The organism is Mesorhizobium sp. B2-3-12, assembly GCF_006442205.1.
GTDB lineage: Bacteria > Pseudomonadota > Alphaproteobacteria > Rhizobiales > Rhizobiaceae > Mesorhizobium.
In genome coordinates this window covers 33,978-53,280 of sequence record NZ_VFVR01000004.1, presented here as the reverse complement: position 1 = coordinate 53,280, position 19,303 = coordinate 33,978, and the positions used below count along the sequence as shown (strand labels likewise).

At 61.6% G+C, this 19,303-nt stretch carries 20 protein-coding genes and 1 pseudogene; 12 read left to right on the top strand and 9 right to left on the bottom strand.

Annotation, left to right across the window (positions count from 1 at the left end; translation table 11 throughout):
- Positions 1 to 25 precede the first annotated feature (25 nt).
- A complete protein-coding gene (locus FJ948_RS13660) occupies positions 26 to 544 on the top strand; it encodes a ferritin-like domain-containing protein (protein ID WP_140705178.1) in 519 nt (172 codons plus the stop codon).
- A gap of 82 nt (positions 545 to 626) precedes the next feature.
- On the top strand, positions 627 to 902 hold the full coding sequence (locus FJ948_RS13655; protein ID WP_140705176.1) for a hypothetical protein: 276 nt from the start codon (positions 627 to 629) through the stop codon (positions 900 to 902).
- Positions 903 to 1,403: 501 nt separating this feature from the next.
- Here FJ948_RS13655 and FJ948_RS13645 read toward each other — a convergent pair.
- From FJ948_RS13645 to FJ948_RS13625, 5 genes are read right to left on the bottom strand one after another with little or no spacing between them, the layout of a single operon-like run.
- Positions 1,404 to 1,943 (bottom strand): prepilin peptidase, encoded by a 540-nt coding sequence (locus FJ948_RS13645; protein WP_140705172.1) that lies wholly within the window; start codon positions 1,941 to 1,943, stop codon positions 1,404 to 1,406.
- A 2-nt stretch (positions 1,944 to 1,945) separates the two neighbouring features.
- Positions 1,946 to 2,506 carry a tetratricopeptide repeat protein gene (locus tag FJ948_RS13640; protein WP_031240550.1) on the bottom strand — a complete coding sequence of 187 codons (561 nt, stop codon included), beginning with the start codon at positions 2,504 to 2,506 and terminating at the stop codon, positions 1,946 to 1,948.
- A 54-nt stretch (positions 2,507 to 2,560) separates the two neighbouring features.
- Positions 2,561 to 3,511, bottom strand: coding sequence for a type II secretion system F family protein (locus FJ948_RS13635; RefSeq protein WP_140705170.1), 951 nt, complete (start codon positions 3,509 to 3,511; stop codon positions 2,561 to 2,563).
- A gap of 18 nt (positions 3,512 to 3,529) precedes the next feature.
- Positions 3,530 to 4,498, bottom strand: a complete 969-nt coding sequence (locus FJ948_RS13630; RefSeq protein WP_140705168.1) for a type II secretion system F family protein — start codon at positions 4,496 to 4,498, stop codon at positions 3,530 to 3,532.
- Entirely contained in the window at positions 4,498 to 5,886 is a 1,389-nt protein-coding gene (locus FJ948_RS13625) for a CpaF family protein (protein ID WP_140705166.1), read from the bottom strand. Before FJ948_RS13625 ends, FJ948_RS13630 begins: the two co-directional genes overlap by 1 nt.
- A gap of 543 nt (positions 5,887 to 6,429) precedes the next feature.
- Between FJ948_RS13625 and FJ948_RS13620 the strand changes: the two genes are divergently transcribed.
- The 10 genes from FJ948_RS13620 (at position 6,430) to FJ948_RS13575 (ending at position 14,614) form a co-directional block, all read left to right on the top strand.
- On the top strand, positions 6,430 to 6,645 hold the full coding sequence (locus FJ948_RS13620) for a Flp family type IVb pilin (RefSeq protein WP_140705164.1): 216 nt from the start codon (positions 6,430 to 6,432) through the stop codon (positions 6,643 to 6,645).
- A 92-nt stretch (positions 6,646 to 6,737) separates the two neighbouring features.
- Positions 6,738 to 7,775, top strand: a complete 1,038-nt coding sequence (gene cpaB / locus FJ948_RS13615; RefSeq protein WP_140705162.1) for a Flp pilus assembly protein CpaB — start codon at positions 6,738 to 6,740, stop codon at positions 7,773 to 7,775.
- Between the two features lie 54 nt (positions 7,776 to 7,829).
- Positions 7,830 to 9,272, top strand: a complete 1,443-nt coding sequence (locus tag FJ948_RS13610) for a type II and III secretion system protein family protein (protein ID WP_140705160.1) — start codon at positions 7,830 to 7,832, stop codon at positions 9,270 to 9,272.
- Positions 9,259 to 9,552: a hypothetical protein gene (locus FJ948_RS13605; protein ID WP_140705158.1), complete on the top strand. Its 294-nt coding sequence runs from the start codon at positions 9,259 to 9,261 to the stop codon at positions 9,550 to 9,552. The genes FJ948_RS13610 and FJ948_RS13605 overlap by 14 nt, the downstream gene beginning before the upstream one ends.
- Before the next feature lie 70 nt (positions 9,553 to 9,622).
- Entirely contained in the window at positions 9,623 to 11,125 is a 1,503-nt protein-coding gene (locus FJ948_RS13600; RefSeq protein WP_140705156.1) for a pilus assembly protein TadG-related protein, read from the top strand.
- 5 nt (positions 11,126 to 11,130) lie between these two features.
- Entirely contained in the window at positions 11,131 to 11,688 is a 558-nt protein-coding gene (locus tag FJ948_RS13595; RefSeq protein ID WP_224693082.1) for a TadE/TadG family type IV pilus assembly protein, read from the top strand.
- Complete coding sequence (locus FJ948_RS13590) at positions 11,688 to 12,335, top strand: TadE/TadG family type IV pilus assembly protein (RefSeq protein ID WP_140705152.1); 648 nt, start codon at positions 11,688 to 11,690, stop codon at positions 12,333 to 12,335. The genes FJ948_RS13595 and FJ948_RS13590 overlap by 1 nt, the downstream gene beginning before the upstream one ends.
- A complete protein-coding gene (locus tag FJ948_RS13585; protein ID WP_140705150.1) occupies positions 12,332 to 13,495 on the top strand; it encodes an AAA family ATPase in 1,164 nt (387 codons plus the stop codon). The genes FJ948_RS13590 and FJ948_RS13585 overlap by 4 nt, the downstream gene beginning before the upstream one ends.
- Complete coding sequence (locus FJ948_RS13580) at positions 13,482 to 14,054, top strand: L,D-transpeptidase (RefSeq protein ID WP_140705148.1); 573 nt, start codon at positions 13,482 to 13,484, stop codon at positions 14,052 to 14,054. Before FJ948_RS13585 ends, FJ948_RS13580 begins: the two co-directional genes overlap by 14 nt.
- Positions 14,051 to 14,614, top strand: coding sequence for a hypothetical protein (locus tag FJ948_RS13575; protein ID WP_140705146.1), 564 nt, complete (start codon positions 14,051 to 14,053; stop codon positions 14,612 to 14,614). The genes FJ948_RS13580 and FJ948_RS13575 overlap by 4 nt, the downstream gene beginning before the upstream one ends.
- A 45-nt stretch (positions 14,615 to 14,659) precedes the next feature.
- On the opposite strand, the gene FJ948_RS13570 is transcribed toward FJ948_RS13575, so the two are convergent.
- The 4 genes and pseudogenes from FJ948_RS13570 to FJ948_RS13555 all read right to left on the bottom strand — a co-directional run bounded on the left by FJ948_RS13570 (position 14,660) and on the right by FJ948_RS13555 (position 19,289).
- Positions 14,660 to 15,196 (bottom strand): hypothetical protein, encoded by a 537-nt coding sequence (locus FJ948_RS13570; protein WP_140705144.1) that lies wholly within the window; start codon positions 15,194 to 15,196, stop codon positions 14,660 to 14,662.
- 134 nt (positions 15,197 to 15,330) lie between these two features.
- A complete protein-coding gene (locus FJ948_RS13565) occupies positions 15,331 to 16,983 on the bottom strand; it encodes a GMC family oxidoreductase (protein ID WP_246677514.1) in 1,653 nt (550 codons plus the stop codon).
- Positions 16,947 to 18,453, bottom strand: a pseudogene (locus FJ948_RS13560) (FGGY-family carbohydrate kinase). The gene FJ948_RS13565 and the pseudogene FJ948_RS13560 overlap by 37 nt, the downstream one beginning before the upstream one ends.
- 17 nt (positions 18,454 to 18,470) lie before the next feature.
- On the bottom strand, positions 18,471 to 19,289 hold the full coding sequence (locus FJ948_RS13555) for an aldolase (RefSeq protein ID WP_181173678.1): 819 nt from the start codon (positions 19,287 to 19,289) through the stop codon (positions 18,471 to 18,473).
- Between the last annotated feature and the right edge of the window lie 14 nt (positions 19,290 to 19,303).

Below are 19,303 nucleotides of genomic sequence, written 5' to 3'. Positions count from 1 at the left end.
TTCACGACAATTGGAGAAGACAATCATGGCGACTGCGAAGAAAGCGGCAACGAAAGATCTTGAAGCCCTGTTCCTCGACGGGCTGAAGGACATCTATTACGCCGAGAAGAAAATCCTGAAGGCGCTGCCGAAAATGGCGAAGGGCGCCGAATCCGAGGATCTTGTCGCGGCGTTCCAGAAACATCTGGCGGAGACCGAGGGCCAGGTCGATCGGCTCGAACAGGTCTTCGAGCTTCTCGACAAGCCGGCCCGGGGCAAGACCTGTCCCGCCATCGACGGCATTCTCGAGGAAGGTTCGGAAATCCTCGAGGAATACAAGGGCGCCCCGGCGCTGGACGCCGGACTGGTTGGCGCAGCGCAGGCCGTCGAGCATTACGAGATCGCGCGTTACGGGACGCTGATCGCCTGGGCCGAACAGCTCGGCAAGAGCGACGTGGTCAAACTCCTCAATCAAACCCTGGAGGAGGAGACGGCGACCGACGAGGCGCTTTCCAGCCTTGGCGAGGGCGGCGTCAACGAGCGTGCCCTGGAACAGGCCGCCTAGCTGGCGAGCTGTTGCCCCGGCCGCCTCAGGCGATCCGGGGCAAACTCCCCGGACTCGGGGAACGACGATTCGGAGAACGACGATGGCCCCCCGCAAAACAGAACAACCCGCGGTTCAGAGTGACGACCCGGCTGCAACGGAAGGTCCCGTGATCGAGCAGCAGGACTGGGACGCACTGGCAGGTGCGAAAATCCTTCCCGACGACGTCGAGGTGGAAGACGAGGCTGACGGCGAATTGCCCGAGGAAGATGACGACAACGCCTACCAGGAAAGCGACGAGGCATTGCCCGACGATGTCGAGGAGGCGGTCCTTTCACGCGATCCATCAAGGGAAGGCGGCCGCTTCGACGAGGACTGATCTATCAATGTTCAGTGCCGGTCAGCCGACCGCATGCATCGGGGGCTCTTCGTTTTCGTCAGGATTGGGTAACGGCGCCTCATCGGGCAATTCTTCCGGCTCTGGTTCGCCGATCGGCTTGGGCTTCCAATTGGGAGCCGGCATGGGCACGTCGCGATTGGGATCGGGGTCTCTCGGATCGGGCATAAATCTGTCTCTCTCTGTTGGCGATCGGCCGGAAGGGTGGCAGCAGGCGCCGCATCCCATCTACTCGGGGATTTGCCCGAGGCGACCCGGCTCCATGGCCAAATAAACTGGCGGCCCAGACGTTCCGTCACGTAATATTTCGTGCGGGCCCGAGCCATGTTTCCGCTCGCTTTCGGAATCCGGTGGAGACGGGCCGTTGTGGCTTATCCGCAACCACCCTGTCGTGGCGCAAAATCGCTATCGTTTTTACGATTTGGACGTGTGCTTACAAGATCGTCGGACCGTAACGCCGAGCGGCATCGCAGCAACGAGGAGCTAATTGAGCTGGCCAAGGATTCCGGAGCTGTTGGCCAAGACAAAACTCCAGTAGATCTGCAGCGCTATCGTGCAGATCGCGGCCGCCGAGATCGGCACGCCGAAAGGCACCACGCCTCTCTGGTCGAGATGCTGGACGTAGACGCGGAAGGCACTTTGAGGCAGCAGCAGCGGGTTCTTCACGACCAGGGCCGTGGCGAGGGCAAAAACCAGCAGCAGCAGCGAAAATACCGTCAACCCGCTACCGCCGATCAGAAGCGGCACGACCGCCAGCAACTTGACATCGCCGGCACCGATCTTGCGCAGCAACCAGAATGGGAAGAGCGCCAGAAACAGCAACAGGCCGGCCACCGCGCTCAAGCCCATATCCCACCACGATGCGGATTGGAGCGACAGAAGCAGGAGCGATCCGAGCCCGAGGCAGAGCAGCAGCAGCACGTCGCGGTTGGATATTTTCTGGGTGGTGAAGTCGAGCCAGGCGATCCGCGCGAGCAGGGCCGCGGCCAGTAGCTTCAGCACTATCGCTTCGGTCAGCAGCACGTTCAGCGCTCGATGTTCTGCACGCTTGACGAGAGCAGTTTCAGATTGTTGGCCACGGTCGGATCGTTGGGCGCCAGCTCATAGGCCTTGAGGAAATTGCCGCGCGCGTCCTGCAGCTTGCCGCGCAGCAGATCGGAATAGCCGACATTGTTGTAGTATTCGGGCGACGGCCCCATCAGCTTGAATGCGCGGCCATAGGCACGGTCGGCGAGGTCGAAGCGGTGGATGCGGTCGCAGGAAGCCGCCAAGCCCATCCATGCGCCGCCGTCGTTGGGCGCAAGCTGCGTCGCCTTGAAGAACAAGGCGCCGGAATTGCCGTAGTTTTCGGCGCGGAACTGGTTCTTGGCCTCCGCGACGGCTTGGTCCGAAGCGTAGTATTCGACGTCGCCGACAGTCTTCAACCCGTCGAATGCATCGCCGAAGGACGTCACGTCGCCTTTCGAGGGCTCGTTGGTGCGCACGACACCGCCAGTGGCGTCCACGCCGTTTGTCTGACAGCCGGCAAGCGCCGCCATCAGCAGACTGGCCGCGACGACGGTTGCGAGGCGCATTGGCCCTGTCATTTTTATCCCCCAAGAGTCCTGCGACTCTATTTTAGAATCAAAGCATATACCCATTTAGAAGAAAATGCCCTTCATCCGGATGATCACCGGCAACATGATCACCATCATGACGACCGGGAAGATGCACAGGCCCAGCGGGATCATCATTTTGACGGGAAGAGAGTTGGCCCGTTCCTCGGCACTCAGAATCCTTTGCCCACGCATCTCGGCGCTATAAACACGCAAGGCATCGGTGAGGCTGGTGCCGAGTTCTTCCGATTGACGGAACAAGACCGCCAGTGCCCGCGCCTCGTCAAGCCCGATGCGATCTGAAAGTTCGCGCAGCGCTTCCCGCAACGGCTTGCCAGCACGCAGCTGCAAATTCATGATCGACAGTTGGATGCCCAGCCATTTGTGGGTGGCGGCCATTTCCTGGCTGACGCGTTCGACTGCCCCCTCCAGGCTCATGCCGGCATCGGCGCAGGTGATCATCATGTCCATGAAGTCGGGGAAGGCTCGACGATAGATCTGTTTCTGGCTGTTCTCGAAACGGTCGAGCAGAATTGAGGGAATCACCATGGTGGCAAGGCCGAACAGGGCAGAACCGGCAAGAGTGATGAAACCGGGCAGTTGCGGCGGCAGAACCCGCGACAGGAGTGCATACATCGCCAGAAAACCGACGCAGACCGCGACAAGGCGGGACAACGTATAAATCAGCGGTGCGCTCGATTTATAAAAGCCGGCGCGAAACAGTTTCGCTTCCAAGGCGTTCGGCTCTTCCCGCTCCTTCTCGACCGACTTGAAGTACGCCTCGACCGGCCGTTGCGCGGCAAGCTTGGCAAGCTGGTCTTGTCCGAGCATCGAGCGGCGATCGGTCATTCCTTCGCTTTTGAGGCTCTGCGCGACGAGCTTTCGTGTTTGAAGGGCCGGTAAAAAGACAAGCGCGCCGAACAGGAAAAGGGACATCGCCGCCACAAAGACGGCAATGGACACCAAGAAGCCCAGGTCCTGAATGTTCGAAAACAATTTGTTCGTCGCTCCCAGTCAGAAATCGAAAGTAACCATCCGGTACATGATGAAGTCGCCAAGCAGCGCCCACAAACCAAAGAGCAGAAGTATCGGGAAAACGAGCGGGTTGCCCCAGACACCGCCGTAGTAGGCCGGGGCCAGGATTTGAAGCGTGAAGAACATCACAACAGGAAACAAGGAGATGATCCACGCGGAGACGCGACCTTCGGCCGAAAGCGCCTTGATTTTCATTCGCAATTTCTGCCGTTCACGCAGGACCGAGGAAAGATTGGTCAGAATTTCGGTCAAATTGCCGCCCGTCTTGGCCTGGATCGACAGCGATACCGACAGCAGCTGAAGACCCTCGAATCCGACACGCTGCGAAAGCTTTCGCACCGCCTGCTCGATGCTGAGGCCAAAGGTGATTTCATCGGAGACGATGCCGAACTCGGTGCCGAGCGGATCGGGCATTTCTCGGGCGACGAGACCAACTGCCACGGAAGCTGGATGTCCGGCGCGCAGCGAACGAACGATCATGTCGAGCGCATCCGGCAGTTGCTTGGCAAACTTCCGGATTCGTTTGTTGCGGGCGCGCCGGAGGACGACAAGTGGCAGGACAAGCCCCAAGATCAGAAAGATAAGAAGTGACGCCAAAGCGGAAGAATTGAAGAGTAACAGCAGCAACGCCATCGCCAGCCCTGCAAGCAGAAATGTCGCAGCGAAAGTCAATGGATTTCCGGTGATACCGGATTGGGTATAGAGCCTGTTCAACCAGACCAGTCCAAAAAGAAAGTCGCCGGAGTCCGTGAGGCCGCGTTCTCGCAGCAACCCCTGCAACGTTTGTTCGGCCGGAACCTCGCCGGCGAGCCGCTTCAATCGACGATTAACTGCCAGAGACCGGGAGCGGCGGCCGGCAAATGAAAGATAAAGGGCTTCGCCGGTGAGAATGACCGAGGCTGCCGCCAGCATATAGATGAAATACAGCAGAGCTTGACCAGTCAGCATCAGAGGGCAACCTGCGGGTTGAAGGCGTCCTTGGCAAAATGATGGCCAAGCGTCGCGGCCTCCGGAGCGAAGCGCGGACGGACACCCGTTGCGCGAAAGTCTCCGATGACCTTGCCCTCGGCTGTGACCTCACGGCGGACGAAATGATAGATCTCCTGAAGCTGGACGACATTGCCCTCCATGCCAGTCAGCTCCGATATGGAGGTGACACGCCGGCCGCCGTCCGAAAGACGCTGTGTCTGCACGATAATATCGATGGCGGAGGCAATCTGCGCCCGGATTGACTCATGCGTCATCGGCATTCCGGCCATGCCGACCATCTGTTCCAGCCGCGAGATCGCGTCGCGCGGCGTGTTGGCATGGATTGTGGTCATCGACCCCTCGTGGCCAGTGTTCATGGCCTGCAGCATGTCGAAAGCTTCCTCGCCGCGCACCTCGCCGACGATGATCCGGTCGGGCCGCATGCGCAGCGCATTCTTCAACAATTCGCGCTGACGTACCTCGCCCCTGCCCTCGACATTGGGCGGGCGCGTCTCCAGCCTGCCGACATGCGGCTGCTGCAATTGCAGTTCGGCCGCATCCTCGATGGTGATCAGCCGCTCCTTCGAGGGTATGTAGCTCGACAAGGCATTGAGCAACGTCGTCTTGCCGCTGCCGGTGCCGCCCGAAACCAGGATCGATTTGCGCGCTTGGACGGCGATCCGCAGCAGTTCGATCATCGGCGGCCGGATCGAATTGAATGCCATCAAACGCTCGAGCGAATAGGGGTTCTTCGAGAACTTGCGGATCGACACCAGTGGGCCATCCACCGAAATCGGCCGCACCGCGATGTTGACGCGAGAGCCGTCCTCCAGCCGAGCATCGACCATCGGCGATGATTCATCGACGCGCCTGCCGATAGCCGAAACGATCTTGTTGATGACGCGCAGCAGATGCGCCTCATCCCGAAACCGGATTGGCGTTTCTTCGACGATGCCACGCCGCTCGATGAAAACGCGCTTGTGGGTGTTGATCAGGATATCCGTGATGGATTCATCCTTGAGCAAAGGCTCGATCGGCCCCAGTCCGAGCATTTCGTCCGCCGTGTCGCTGGTCAGCTGATCGAGTTCGCGTGCATTCAGCGGTACGTTTCGGCCGCGAACGAACTCGCGCACAATGGGACGGATCTCATCCAAGATCTCATCCTTGGAAGCACTTTCGAGCGCGGTCAGGTTGAACCGGTCGATCAGATGGCGATGGATTTCGACCTTGAGCGTCAGGAAAGCGTCGCCGTGGGATTCGATATCGGCTGCTGGAGAAAGGGCGGGAGCGACAGGCAGAACTGTCAGCGTCTCCGCGTTTGCCACGCCCGGCTGCGCGCCTTGCCCCTTGATGAACCGCCCCAGCATAATCCCGTATGCTCCCCTAACCCTTATATTAGTGGAAACTAAACGTTAACCACCCGGGGCACAAGCGCCCGAACGATCCGCCCCTGGTCAATACTTTCAACATAGTTAAGAGCCAGCGGAAAAGAATATCGTTTTTATTCGCCGCTTATCAGCCTCGGACGCAGAAGCGGGATCTAGACTTTGAAGCGTCCTCTGCGCCCGGCGACAGCAGGCATGGGAATCCACCCTAGGACCGGCCGTAACCCCTTAGATATAAAGGGATATGCTAGATTGCTAAAGTAGAGATAGCTTCATTAGATTGTGGACATAATTGTGAACGAATGGTTAAGGCCGCTTGAAAAATCAGACGAATCAAGCTCTTGCTGGCTTTCGGGGCTGCGTTCTGCTCGCAAGTTCATGTATTGGAAAGTTAAGGAACCGTTAATCCGGTTTGACTCCGTGTTTTCTCGGGACCTAGGATCGAGATGACGGGGGATGCTTGGGTATGGATTTCATCCCGTGCTCTGTCTCGTCGGGTTGTAACCTCCAAAGGGAGAAATTGACATGAACAAGCTCATGACGATGACCCGGCAGTTCCGCGACGATGAAAACGGCGCTGCCATGGTCGAATATTCCATCCTTATCGGCATTATCGCCGTTGCATCGATCCTGACAGTCATCGCCATTGGTGCCTGGGTAAACGCTCGTTTCTCGGATCTCTGCACCGCACTCGACAAGGGGACTGGCACCTGCGTCGCATCTACGGGCGTCGGCACCTGATCGCCTGAGTACATTCAGGCCCGGCTCGTTCGAGCCGGGCCTGAATCCAATCGCAGCGGGCGAATCCCGCGCTGGGGCTTGGGGCTTTGGGCATGCGCGCCAATACGCTTATCATGATCGTCCTCGCCGGCGTGTTCGGCGTTCTGGCAGTTGTGCTGGTCAATATCTGGCTGGCCGGCCAGCGTAGTGCCATGGCGCAAACGGGCCTCGTTCAAGGTAGTACGGTCGTCGTGGCGGCAATGCCGCTGAAGTTCGGCGACACGCTCACCGCGGATAAATTGCGCGAAGTGGCTTGGCCGGCAGGCGCGGTTCCAACCGGCGCCTTCAAGACAACGAAGGAAGCCTTGGCAGGCGAAGGCACGAGGCAGGCTCTTCAAACCATTAGTGCCAACGAACCTGTCCTGGCCAGCAAGATTACTGGACCTGGCCAGCGCGCCACGCTTTCGGCAGTGCTCGGCGAAGGCATGAAGGCCGTTTCCATCAGGGTGAACGACGTTCTCGGCGTTGCGGGTTTCGTCTTCCCTGGCGATCGTGTGGACGTGCTGCTGACCCGCAGCGTGCGCGGCGATGACGGCGCGGACCGGAGTTTCGTCGACGTACTGCTGCAGAGCATGAAGGTGCTCGCGATCGACCAGGTGGCCGATGTGAGCAAGGATAGCCCGACAGTCGTGAAGTCGGTGACCCTGGAGGCTAGTACCAAGGATGCGCAGAAGCTGACCTTGGCGGCTGGCGCCGGGCAGTTGTCGCTGGCGCTGCGCCAGGCCGCGGCCAGTAAGGGCGAGACGACCGAACGGGTAACGCTTTCCGATCTGACCGGCGAAACGCCCGACGACGTTGCCAAAAGGCAGGCCGAACTGGACAAGAAAGCAGCCGAGGAAGCGGCGGCGGCCGAAGAACGCAAGCGTGCGGACGACAAGATTGCAGGGCTAACGCAGGCTGTTGAAAGGGTCGGAAGCCGTCTTGACGAGCTGGGGAAGGTCAAGCCCGCTCCGGTCGTGGTGACGGCCGCACCGCAGCAAGCAGTCAAGGAAGTTGTCAAATATGTGCAGCCTGAGCCGCCGGCGCGGGCGACGGTCGGGGTTTTTCGAGGCGTGAAGCTCGAGACATATGACGTGCCGCGACAACCATGATAAGCTACGGCTAATAAAAAGGGGGCTGCCGCCGGCAGCGATGGGGAGACGGGGATGCAGGGTTTTTGGAGGATAGCGGCGGCCGCGTTGTCTTGTATGGCAACGGTAATGCTATCGAGCCTCAAGGCCGATGCGGCCGACCGTTTCATCGACGTGTCGACCCCCAGCGTGCATCGGATTTTCCTGCCGATGTCGCAATCGGTGACGATCCAAGTGAGCGCCAATCTCGGCGACATCGTCGTCGGCGACGAAAAGATCGCCGATGCGCAGCCGATGACCGACCGTACCCTCTATGTCATCGGCAAGGGTGCCGGCACCACCACGGTCAACCTGTTTTCCACCGACAAGCGCTCGCTCGGCGCCCTGCAGATCGAGGTCGGCGTCGACGTGAGCGACATGGCGGCGGCAATCCGCCAGGTTTCGCCAAGGTCGCGTATCGAGATCGGCTCGGTCAATGGACGGGTGCGGCTTGGCGGTCATGTCAAGGACGGCGCGACGCTGGCGGCCATCATGGAAGTAGCGCAGCAGTATGGGCCCGACGCCATCATCAATGCCGTTACGGTGGATGACAGCCAGCAGGTCAATCTCGAAGTCCGCGTGCTGGAGGCAAAGCGCAATGCCGGTCGCGATCTCGGCGTGTCCATCCGGAGCAAAAACGGCAGCGGCACGACCAGAACCGGGACAGGCATTGCCGCCGTTGACGAAGACAATGTGGTTGCCGGACCAGGCAATATTATCAGCGGCCTGTTGTCGAACAGCAATCCGTTTGCAGCGCTGATCACCCGCGTTATCGACAGCAACATCAAAGTCGACCTGATCATCGAGGCGCTGGAGGCCAAGGGCGTGGTGCGCACGCTGGCCGAGCCAAACCTGACCACGCTTTCCGGCGAGCCGGCCAGCTTCAACGCGGGGGGACAGGTCCCGATCCGCAGCGTCAACAAGGATGGCGAGATCCAGATCGAGTACAAGCAATTCGGCGTCAATCTTCTGTTCACGCCGGTCGTGCTTGCCGACGACAAGATCCACATCCAGCTGGCGCCTGAGGTCAGCGACCTGACCGGCTTCACAACCGCAGGCGATCCGATCTTCACCAACCGCAAATTGGAAACCGTCGTGGAACTGCGCGACGGCCAGAGCTTCGCGGTCGGTGGACTTCTGTCCAGCAAGACCACCAAGCTTCAGAACCAGGTGCCGTGGCTGGGCCAGGTACCTGTGATCGGCACGCTGTTTCGCAATTCGAGCAGCCAGAAGGAAGAGACCGAATTGGTCGTGATCGTCACGCCGCACATCGTGCGGCCGGTGAAGCCCGGCGAGCAGTTGGCGACGCCTTTCGACAAGACACGGCCCGCCAACGATCCCGAATTTTTTGTGCTTGGCCAGCTCGAGGTGAACAAGGACATGATCCGCAAGTACGAGCAAGGCGACGGCGTCACCGGGCCCTATGGCCACATGCTGGACTTCAAATCGAAGGACAAGATGCTCTATGTCAAGAAATAGCGCCTTGTTCCTCACTCTGTGCACCGGCCTGCTGACGGGCTGCGCCGCGGACTATCTGAACCATTATGACTCGGTGACTTTGGCGGCCGGCGACACGCAGAAGTTCAATTCGATGCTGCAGACGGTCGATCCGCTCAATCCGGCTTCGAAAAACACACACATAGAAGGCGACGGCGCGCGCGCTGCCGCTATCGCACACAATTACAAATTCCCACCGCCGCCACCGCCACCGCCGGCTATCACGGTCAATGTCGGCGGGGCGGGCGTGACGACGCCGTGAACTGAACGGAAGGATGCGGAGGGCGCCTGGCATGCGAGGGCCTTGGCGCAAGAAAGCAGAGAGTAAGGTCATGTTGGGGACCATTCGCGCGTTCTGGAAAGATCAGAGGGGGATAGCGCTCATCCTGGTCAGCATCACGCTGCCAGCAATCATAGGTTTCTCGCTGCTCGTTATCGACACGAGCCGGGTCAACAACATGCATTTCGACCTGCAGAAGGGGGCGGATGCATTTTCCTTGGCTGGCGCGGCGGAGCTCGACGGCAGTTCCGACAGCATCGTCCGAGCCGACCGCGCCATTCAGACGCTCGTCTCGAACCAGTACAGCTTTTCCGATTCTGCGACGCCAGGACCACAGACGCTTGCTGCCGCTGGCGTTACGAGACGGTATCTCAACGCCCTGCCCGCCGACAACGCGCCAATCCCAGCCAATTATGTCATCACCGACGAGGTAACCTATGCCTCGACGGCGAGATTCGTTCAGATCGATGTTAAGCCGGTCGGCTTCGCAGCGATTTTTCCTGTGTCTTTCCTCAATCCTGGAAGCAGCGGGAATTGGAACATCGGCGCCAGCGCTGTCGCGGGCTTCGGATCGAGCGTTTGCGACTACACGCCGGTCTTTATGTGCAACCCATATGAAGACACCAGCCTCACTGGCGGCGTGACGCTGGAGCAGGCCGCACAGACAAGAAAGTATCGTCGCCGGCAAATCGTGCTACGCGGCGACGGTTCCTACGCGCCAGGGAACTTCGCCTTCCTATCCTCGCCATTTGGCACCGGCGCGAACGAGTTGGAAAGGATGCTCGCCGATTCCAAGCCGCAAAATTGCTATTCGCGCGATGGCGTCCAGACCGAGCCGGGCCAGAACGCTGGTCCAGTGCAAGATGGCATCAACTCGCGTTTCGGCATCAACTCGTCGAAGTATTCAGACGGGCCAGCCTTCAACGTGCGCAAGGGTGCGACAAACTGGGACCAATATGTCGCGAGCAACAAGGTCAACTACGAGACCGACCCCACCAAGGGCGTCGGCCTAGAGCGTGACTCCTGCCAGATCACCGGCAGTTGCACCATGATGGGCGGCCGGATGGGAGCAGGCGACTGGAATCCTTCCCGATATTGGAAAGCGAACCATCCGTTACGAAATTCGGGCAATGGCGCTGGCAATTTGCCGACCGCCCTCGCCGGCACTGGCGACGACCTTCCAACTCGATACGAAACCTACCGGTACGAGAATGACCCCAATGGCGACGGCAACACCTCCGACAACATTGTCGGTGACGCCGCCGTCAGTGGTGAAAAAGGCACGCCTCCCGGGGCGGCAGGCTCTCCAATCACGACGGTTGATCGGCGCCTGCTCTATGGCGCGATCCTCGACTGCAAAGCCCTCCAGGCTAGCGGCACAAGCTTCAAGGGCCGCGCCACCGTTCCTGCTCGCAGATTCGCCAGCTTCTTCATCACCGAGCCCATTAAAGACACCGGCAAGAACATCTATGTCGAACTCGTCGACATCACCGGCAAAGGTGGGAGTGGCACACTTGACAATTTCCTGCGCGACGAAGCGCAGCTCTACAGGTGACGGCGATGTCTCGAAACGTGGGACGTCATCTAACGAAATTCCGTCGAGACCAGCGTGGCGCGGTGCTTGTCGAAATGACGATCGTCGCCCCGTTGATGCTGTTGCTGTCGGCCGGGGTATTCGAGTTTGGCAATCTGATACACGACAAACTGCTGATGGAAGCGGGCCTTACCGACGCTGCCCGATTCGGAGCTCGCTGTAACAGCCAGTTGTACACCGATTATGCGAGTTCGGGTTTTTCGGCGATCGACTGTACCAATGTTGCGAAGAACATCGCGGTCTACGGCACGCCCGCACCGACTGTAGTTAACGGCGTGGTGACGACCAGCCCGCGCGTCGGGGGTTGGCAGACAGCGAATGTGACGGTGACCATCGGTGCCAGCGGCTCTTGCCACGACGCTGTCGTTGCCGGCGTTACCCAATATCGGTCGGTGACTCCCCAAGTGTGCATCGTCAGTGCGACAGGAACCTATCCCTATAGCGGTGTGGGCATGTTGGCGTTTCTCAACATCGGACCGATCACCCTGAGCGGCTCCCATCAGGAGCGGCTGATCCGATTCTGATGATGAGACGCTTCGCAAAATCAGAACACGGCACGGCCATGGTCGAGATGGCCATCGTGGCGCCTTTACTTTTTGCGCTGACGCTCGGCTTCGTCGATTTCGGTTACGCCCTATATCAATGGAATGGTGCAACCAAGGCCGTCCAGGTCGGCGCAAGGCTGGCCTCGATTTCAGATCCCGTGGTGCCGGCAACGGTGCTTGCCGCCGCGGCGCCAATCTCGGTCCCGGGCGCGCCGGTTGCGGCCGACGCTTACGCCCCGTTCGTCTGCAAATATACCGGCAGCATCGGGGACTGCAATGGCAGCTCCGCCAACTTCGACGCCAATGCCTTCAGTCGCATCTTCAGAGGCGATACGGCCGTCACCAACGACGATGCCTGCCCGCCGCCCACAGGAACTCAGCGGCCTGGTATGTGCCATTTCTTTCCGGACCTCCTGCGAACCAATGTCGTCATTACCTATGCGGCGACAGGACTTGGATTCCAGACCAGGCTCAGCGGTCCTGTGCCGACTATCACGGTCAATCTGCAAAACCGGACTTTCCAGTTCTTCTTCCTGGGCGGACTGCTCGGGTTCGGCAATATCAACATGCCCTCCATGCTGAGCACGGTCACGGGCGAAGACCTGAAAACGAGCGCGCCATCATGAACGCCATCAACACCAAAGTCCTGCCCACCAAGCGAAAGCAGGTCGCGCTGTTTTCGTCCGATCCTAGTTTCAAGCGCGAGGTGGCGACGCGGCTCGACGCGTTGGCGATCTATGATGTGCGGGTTGCCGAGACGGGCGACTTCCTCAAGGGGCCGCCGGCCGACACGCGCCCGGGCATCGTCATCCTCGATCTCGGCAATGGCGAATTGCTCGGCAATCCAGGCATCGTCGAGGCGCGCGCGCTGTGGGCCAGCGTGCCGCTGATTGCGGTTTCCGACGAACTGACGTCGGGGCGGACGCGCGTGCTGGTGCGCATGAACGCCTCCGACTGGCTGCACAAGCCGCTCGACGGCAAGGAACTGCTCAACGCCGTCACCTTCCACGACAGCGGCAACCAGGGCACCAAGAGCCGTATCGTCACCTTCATCGGCGCCAGCGGCGGCGCCGGCGCCACGACGCTGGCGCTATCGGCGGCCGAATTCCTGGCCTCGAAATCGACCGAGCGCGGTGCCTCGACCTGCCTGGTCGACCTCGACTTCCAGAGCGCCAATTGCGGCGCCTATCTCAACCTGTTCAACCAGTTCGACCTTGCGGGCATCATCGGCCAGCCGGATCGGCTCGATGTCGAACTGATGGACGTCATCAAGCTGTCGCGGCCATCCGGCCTGACGCTCTACGCCTTCGAGCGGCCGCAACTGCCGTTCGAGCCGCAGGGCGCGGATTTCGTCTTCCGGCTGCTCGACCTCGTCGCCTACCGTTTCGACGACATCGTCATCGACCTGCCGAACATCGAGACGCCCTGGCACAATTCCGTGCTGTCGACGAGCGACGAGATTTTCATCGTCTTCGAGCTCAACGTCGCCTCGCTGCGGCAAGGCAAACGGCTCTACAAGAAAATCCGCGAGCTGCGCGGCAATGCCGTCTCGATCACGCTGGTGGCCAACAAGCACAAGCGCAAATGGTTCGGCAACCACTTCTCGCGCGGCGAGCTGGAGAAGATCTTCAAGGCGCCGAACATCAAGTCGGTCGCGCTCGACAACGCCCTGCTGGCCGACGCCCTGAACCGCGCCATGCTGCCGTCCGAAGTGGATGGGCGGGCGCGCTTCAACAAGGATTTGAAGAAGATGTTCCGCGAGCGGCTCGACGATGCGGCCCGCTAGCCGCCATCGCTTTCGGCTGACGGCCGCCTGCCTCCTCGGCCTGGCGCTGGCGCCGGCGGCCGGACAGACCGCGTGGGCGGACAGCCGCCCGCCTCTGCCGGCCATGGGTCCCAGCCTGCGCAAGACGGTGGCGTTTCCCACCGCCGAGAAGATCGGAACCATCATCATCCGCAAGCAGGAAAAGGCGCTCTATCTGGTGACCGGCAAGGGCGAGGCCCTGCGCTACCGGATCAGCGTCGGACGCGACGGCTTCGGCTGGACGGGTACTGTCCAGGTGGGGGCAAAGACCGAATGGCCGGCGTGGCGCCCGCCCAGGGAGATGCGCGCGCGCCAGCCGGAATTGCCTGACATGGTTCCTTCGGGGCCATACAATCCGCTCGGCGCAAGGGCGCTCTATCTGCTTCGGGATGGTCGCGACACGCTCTATCGCATCCATGGCACCAACGACCCTTCGGGCGTGGGTTTCGACGGGACGTCGGGCTGTTTTCGCCTGACCAATACCGATGTCATCGATCTTTTCAGGCGCGTGCCTGTCGGCACCAAGGTGGTGGTCCAATGACAACGATCAGCGATCCGGACGAACTGGTGGTGGCCATCGAGGCGCCATTGCTCGACAGGGAGAAGAGCCGGTCCAGACTTGCCGTTGCCGTCTGCGTCGGCCTGACGCTGTTTGCCCTTCTGAACGCCACCGCGGCCGTCTTTCTCTACCGTGGCATCAACGACCTGCGCGCAATCGAGGCGCGGCTGGAAGACCTCGGCCAGTTCGAGCAGCGCATGAGCGCGCGGCTGGACACCGTCAACAACGGATTTCAAAGCCGGTTCGAGGCGCTGGACGACCGGCTGCGGGCAAGCTTCGGCGAGGTCAACGCCAACCTGGCCCGGCAGGCACCGGACATGTCGGGAAATCACGGTGGCGACGAGCCGCGCGTGGTGGAGTTCCCCTCGCCCGCCGAAGACACGGCGGCGGTTGCCAGCGCCACCGAGGCGGAACCTGCCGTCGAGGACATGCCGCGCGTGACGCGAAGGAGACAGGCGTCGGCAGCGCCTCCCGCGCCAAGCTCCAACTACCAGCGGACCGTATCCCCGGAAGGCAAGGTCACCTATCACAAGATAAACTAGGTCGGGATAAACTAGGTCGGACTTCGGCGTGGCGGCGTAGCTGCGCTAGAGATCCCGCTGCAGTGCCATGATCCGGACGCGCCGCGCTTCAACGCGCATGCCGAGTTCACGGACATAGGCAAGGTGGCAATAGGCGCAGGCGGTGACCCCGATGACCGCCAGCAGGCAGTTCAGCCAGGTGAAGTCCATCATCAGCGAGAACTGAAAGCCGCTCGGCGCCGTGAACGCGGCAATGGTGCTGGCGGTCTGCGAGCGGCCGCCGATGAAAATCATCGACGCCGCGAGGATCAGGGCGCCATGGTTGGCCAGAAAGAAAGCCGCCGACCTTCTGGCCTGACTTGCCATCCAGCAGAGGGAAAGGGCAGCGCCCAGCAAGGCGAAATCCAGGCCCATCGACCCGCCCAGATAGAGATCAACCTGCTGCCAGACCATTCCCGACGACTGGTGCAAGGTAAGCCAGATCTTCCACATATCGGGACTTGCGGGATAGGCTCCGAGCAGGAGCGTGGCCACTCGCTCCATCGCCAGGATCAGCAGGACAAAAGCCGGGAAGGCGAAAAGCAATAGGGATTTGCGTTTCATGGTGCCTCGCAATCTGGCGGACAGATTACGCCGCAGGAGTTGCGAGAGGCTTAACGAGGCTTTTGCCTACCGATCGACGACAGCCGCCCATCGACCGGCAAGCCGGGCGCGGCGCACCCAACGTCGCCAGAACATTACTGGCGCGAATCCAGCAGGATCATCTCCGCGGCCTTCTCGGCGATCATCACGACCGGAGAGTTGGTGTTGCCCGAGACGATCGTCGGCATGATCGAGGCATCGACCACGCGCAGTCCGGCAAGCCCGTGAACACGCAGCCGATCGTCGACCACCGCCATCGTGTCGAAACCCATCTTGCAAGTGCCGACGGGGTGGAAGATCGTCGTACCGATATCGCCGGCCTTGCGGATGAGGTCTTCGTCGCTGTCATATTGCGTGCCGGGCAGCATCTCCTCGGGCGCGAAGCGGGCCACCGCCTTTGCCTTCATCAAACCGCGGACATGGCGCAGCGACGCGATGGCGACGCCGCGATCTCCGTCCGTGGAGAGATAGTTCGGCCGGATCTTCGTCGCCAAGCGCGGATCGGGCGATCCCATATGCACGCTGCCCCGGCTTTCCGGACGCAGATTGCAGACTGAGACGGTGACCGCGGGAAAGCGATGCAGCGGTTCGCCCAGCCGGTCGGTGCTCAGCGGCTGCACGTGATATTCGAGATCGGGTGTCGCGAGGCGCGGATCGCTCCTGGCGAAGATGCCGAGCTGGCTCGGCGCCATCGACAACGGCCCGCTGCGCTTCAACGCATATTCCAGCCCCATCGACGCGCGGCTGGCCAGATTGTGGTAGCGCTGGTTGAGCGTGGCGGCATTCGAGACCTTGAAGACCGTGCGGATCTGCAGATGGTCCTGCAGGTTTTCGCCAACACCAGGCAAGGCATGATGAACATCGATGCCAATGCCCGAAAGCAGGTCGGGACGGCCGACGCCGGAGAGTTCGAGGATCTTGGGTGAGTTGATGGCACCCGCTGCAAGGATCGTTTGTCCGGCGCCGACCCTGTGCAGACTGTCGCCTTGGCGGAAGATCAGTCCGGTGACGCGCCGGCCCTCGAATTCGAGCCGTTCCGTGTCGGCTCCGGTCACGATGCGCAGGTTCTTGCGCGCCGCGATGCCGCGCAAAAACGCCTTCGATGTATTCCAGCGCACGCCCCGCCGCTGGTTGACCTCGAAATAGCCCGAGCCTTCATTGGTGCCGGTGTTGAAATCGTCGATGCGGGGAATGCCGAGTTCCTCGGCGGCGTCGCGGAACGCGTCGAGGATCGGCCATGACAGGCGTTGCCGTTCGACCCGCCATTCGCCGCCGCTGCCATGCATGGCGCCCTTGCCGCCATGGTAGTCCTCCGACTTGAGGAAGTAGGGCAGGACATCGTCCCAGCCCCAACCGGCATTGCCGGCCTGGCGCCATCCGTCATAGTCGGCGGCCTGGCCGCGCATGTAAATCATGCCGTTGATCGACGAACAGCCGCCGAGCACCTTGCCGCGCGGATAATTGAGGCTGCGTCCGTTGAGGCCGGCCTCCGGCTCGGTCTTCATCATCCAGTCGGTGCGTGGATTGCCCATGCAAAAGAGGTAACCGATCGGGATATCGACCCAGTGATAGCGGTCGCTGCCACCGGCCTCGATGAGCAGGACCCGGTTGCGCGGGTCGGCCGAAAGCCGGTTGGCGAGCACGCAGCCGGCCGAGCCAGCGCCAACGATGACGTAGTCGTAACTGCCGAACGAAGAGGGCAAAGTTTCGGTCACGGGCGGGCCTGCAGTCCGGCGAAGCGCTCCCATAGCGGCACCATCGCGCTGTTGATCTCGCTGTAGAGCTGATACCGCCGTGCGTACGCCTCGGCAACCGCCGCGTTGGGGACGAAGTGGCGGGCCGCCGCCGTCATGGCGGCGGCGCCGGCGCTGTAATCCGCGAAGATGCCGACGCCGGTGCCCGCCGCGATCGCCGCCCCCAGCGCTCCGGTCTCGCGGCTGCGCGCCACGGTAACGGGCACGCCGAGCACATCGGCGAAGATCTGCGCCCAGATCCAGCTGCGCGAGCCGCCGCCGGACAGCACCACCTCGTCGAAATCGGCACCCGCCTTGTGCAGCGTCTCGACATGGCGCTTGTGTTCGAAGGCAACCCCCTCGAACAGCGCGCGCAGCAAATGCGCGCGGCCGTGCCAGCCGGCAATGCCATAGAAACCGGCGCGTGCGTGGCCATTCTGCTGCGAGCCGTAAAGAAAGGGATGATAGATCGGGATATCGCCGTCGGGGTCGACGGACGCGACGAGTTCGCTGCACGATTCGAACGGCGACTTGCCGGCCTCGCCGCCATGCTCGAGGAATTCGCGCACGATCCATTCGAGATTGGCGGCCGAGGTCGCGCTGGATTCGATCGCCAGATAACGCTCACGATCGAAGGTCGACAGCATGAAGATCGAAGGGTCGCGGATCGGCTTGTCGGTGATGACCTGGTTGATGCTCCAGGTGCCGGCGATGACCGAGGCGGCACCTGTCCTGGTCACGCCGGAACCGACGGCGCTGGCGACGACGTCGAACAACCCGGCCACGACCGGCGTGCAGGCCCGTCAGAGCCGCCACCTCCTCCGTGACATGGCCGGCGATATCGGCGGATTCCAGCACCGGGGGCAGCCGCTCCATGCAATCGTCAAGCCCGTAGGCGGCAAGCAGATCCGGCTCATAGCGGCGGTCCAGCATCCGCAGCAGGCCGCAGCCCGACATGTCGGATGTGTCGCTGCCGCGCACGCCGGTCAGGCGGTTGACGACGAAATCCTTGCACAGGAAGACCGTGCCGATCCTTGCGAACAGCGCCGGTGAAAAGCGCTTGAGCCAGGCAAGCAGGGTCGGCGTCTGTGCTGCCCACGGCCGTTGCAGGCAGTGGACATAGGTGCGGTCGCCGACATGCCGCTCCGCCCATTCGGCAACGATGCCGACGGCGCGCGTGTCGAGCGACTGGATGCCGATCAGCGGCGCGCCCTCGCGATCGAGCGCGTAGAGCCCATTGCCGTGACCGGCACAACCGACGGCGGCGACCTCGCCGGCGTCGACGCCGGCCTCGGCGATGCAATGGCCGATGACCGCAACCGCGTTGCGCCACAGCTCGTCGAGATCGCGCTCGACATGGCCGGGCTTCGGCATGGATGAGCGGCCGTCGCGTGCGGACTGCGCCAGTTCGCGCCCCGAGAGATCGAAGAGAATGGCCTTGATGACGGTGTTGCCGGCATCGAGGCCGAGAATGTATTTCCCCATTGGCTCCTCCTGCCGGCCTATGCCTGTTTGTACAGGTCCCAGGCGGCGGCGCCATCGGCGTCGTCGTGAATGATCGCCATCAGCCCGCGCACGACCGCGCTCGGATTGGCATGCTGGTAGATGTTGCGGCCATAGACCATGCCAAGGGCGCCCTGCGCCATCAGTGCCGCCGATTTGTCGAACACGGCGCGCAAATCCTCCTTGCCGCCGCCGCGCACCAATACCGGGCAGCGTGCGGCCTCGACCACACGGTGGAAATCGTTGGGATCGGTGGTCGGGTCGGCCTTGATGATATCGGCGCCCATCTCGCGGGCCAGCCGGGTCAGGGTAACGATCTTTTCGGCGTCGCCGTCGACCATGTAGCCGCCATGCTCGGCGACCGGCAGCATGGCCAACGGTTCGATCATCAACGGCAGGCCGTACTTCTCGCAATCGGCGCGCACCCGGGCGATGTTCTGCACGCATTGCCTGAACAGGTCCGGCTCGTCGGGCAACATGAACAAATTGACGACCACGCAGGCCGCATCCATCTCGATGGCGCCAAGCAACGGCTCGGCCTCGTTCTGCAGCACCGCCCACATCGCCCGGTGGCGCGTTTTGTTGTAGGGATTACCCATGTCGATGCGCATGACCAGCGCCGGCTTGTCCTTGCCCGGGACGTCCTGCAGCAGGTCGGCCTGGCCATAGTTCATCTGGATGGCATCAGGCCCGGCCTTGACCAGATGATCGACGACGGCGGCCACGTCCTCGAGCCCGGCAAGGAAGCCCGGTTCGTTGCAGACACCATGATCGATGGCAACGTCGAGGCAGCGGCCACCACCGAACAGCCGGTTCATGCGGACTTTCTTGT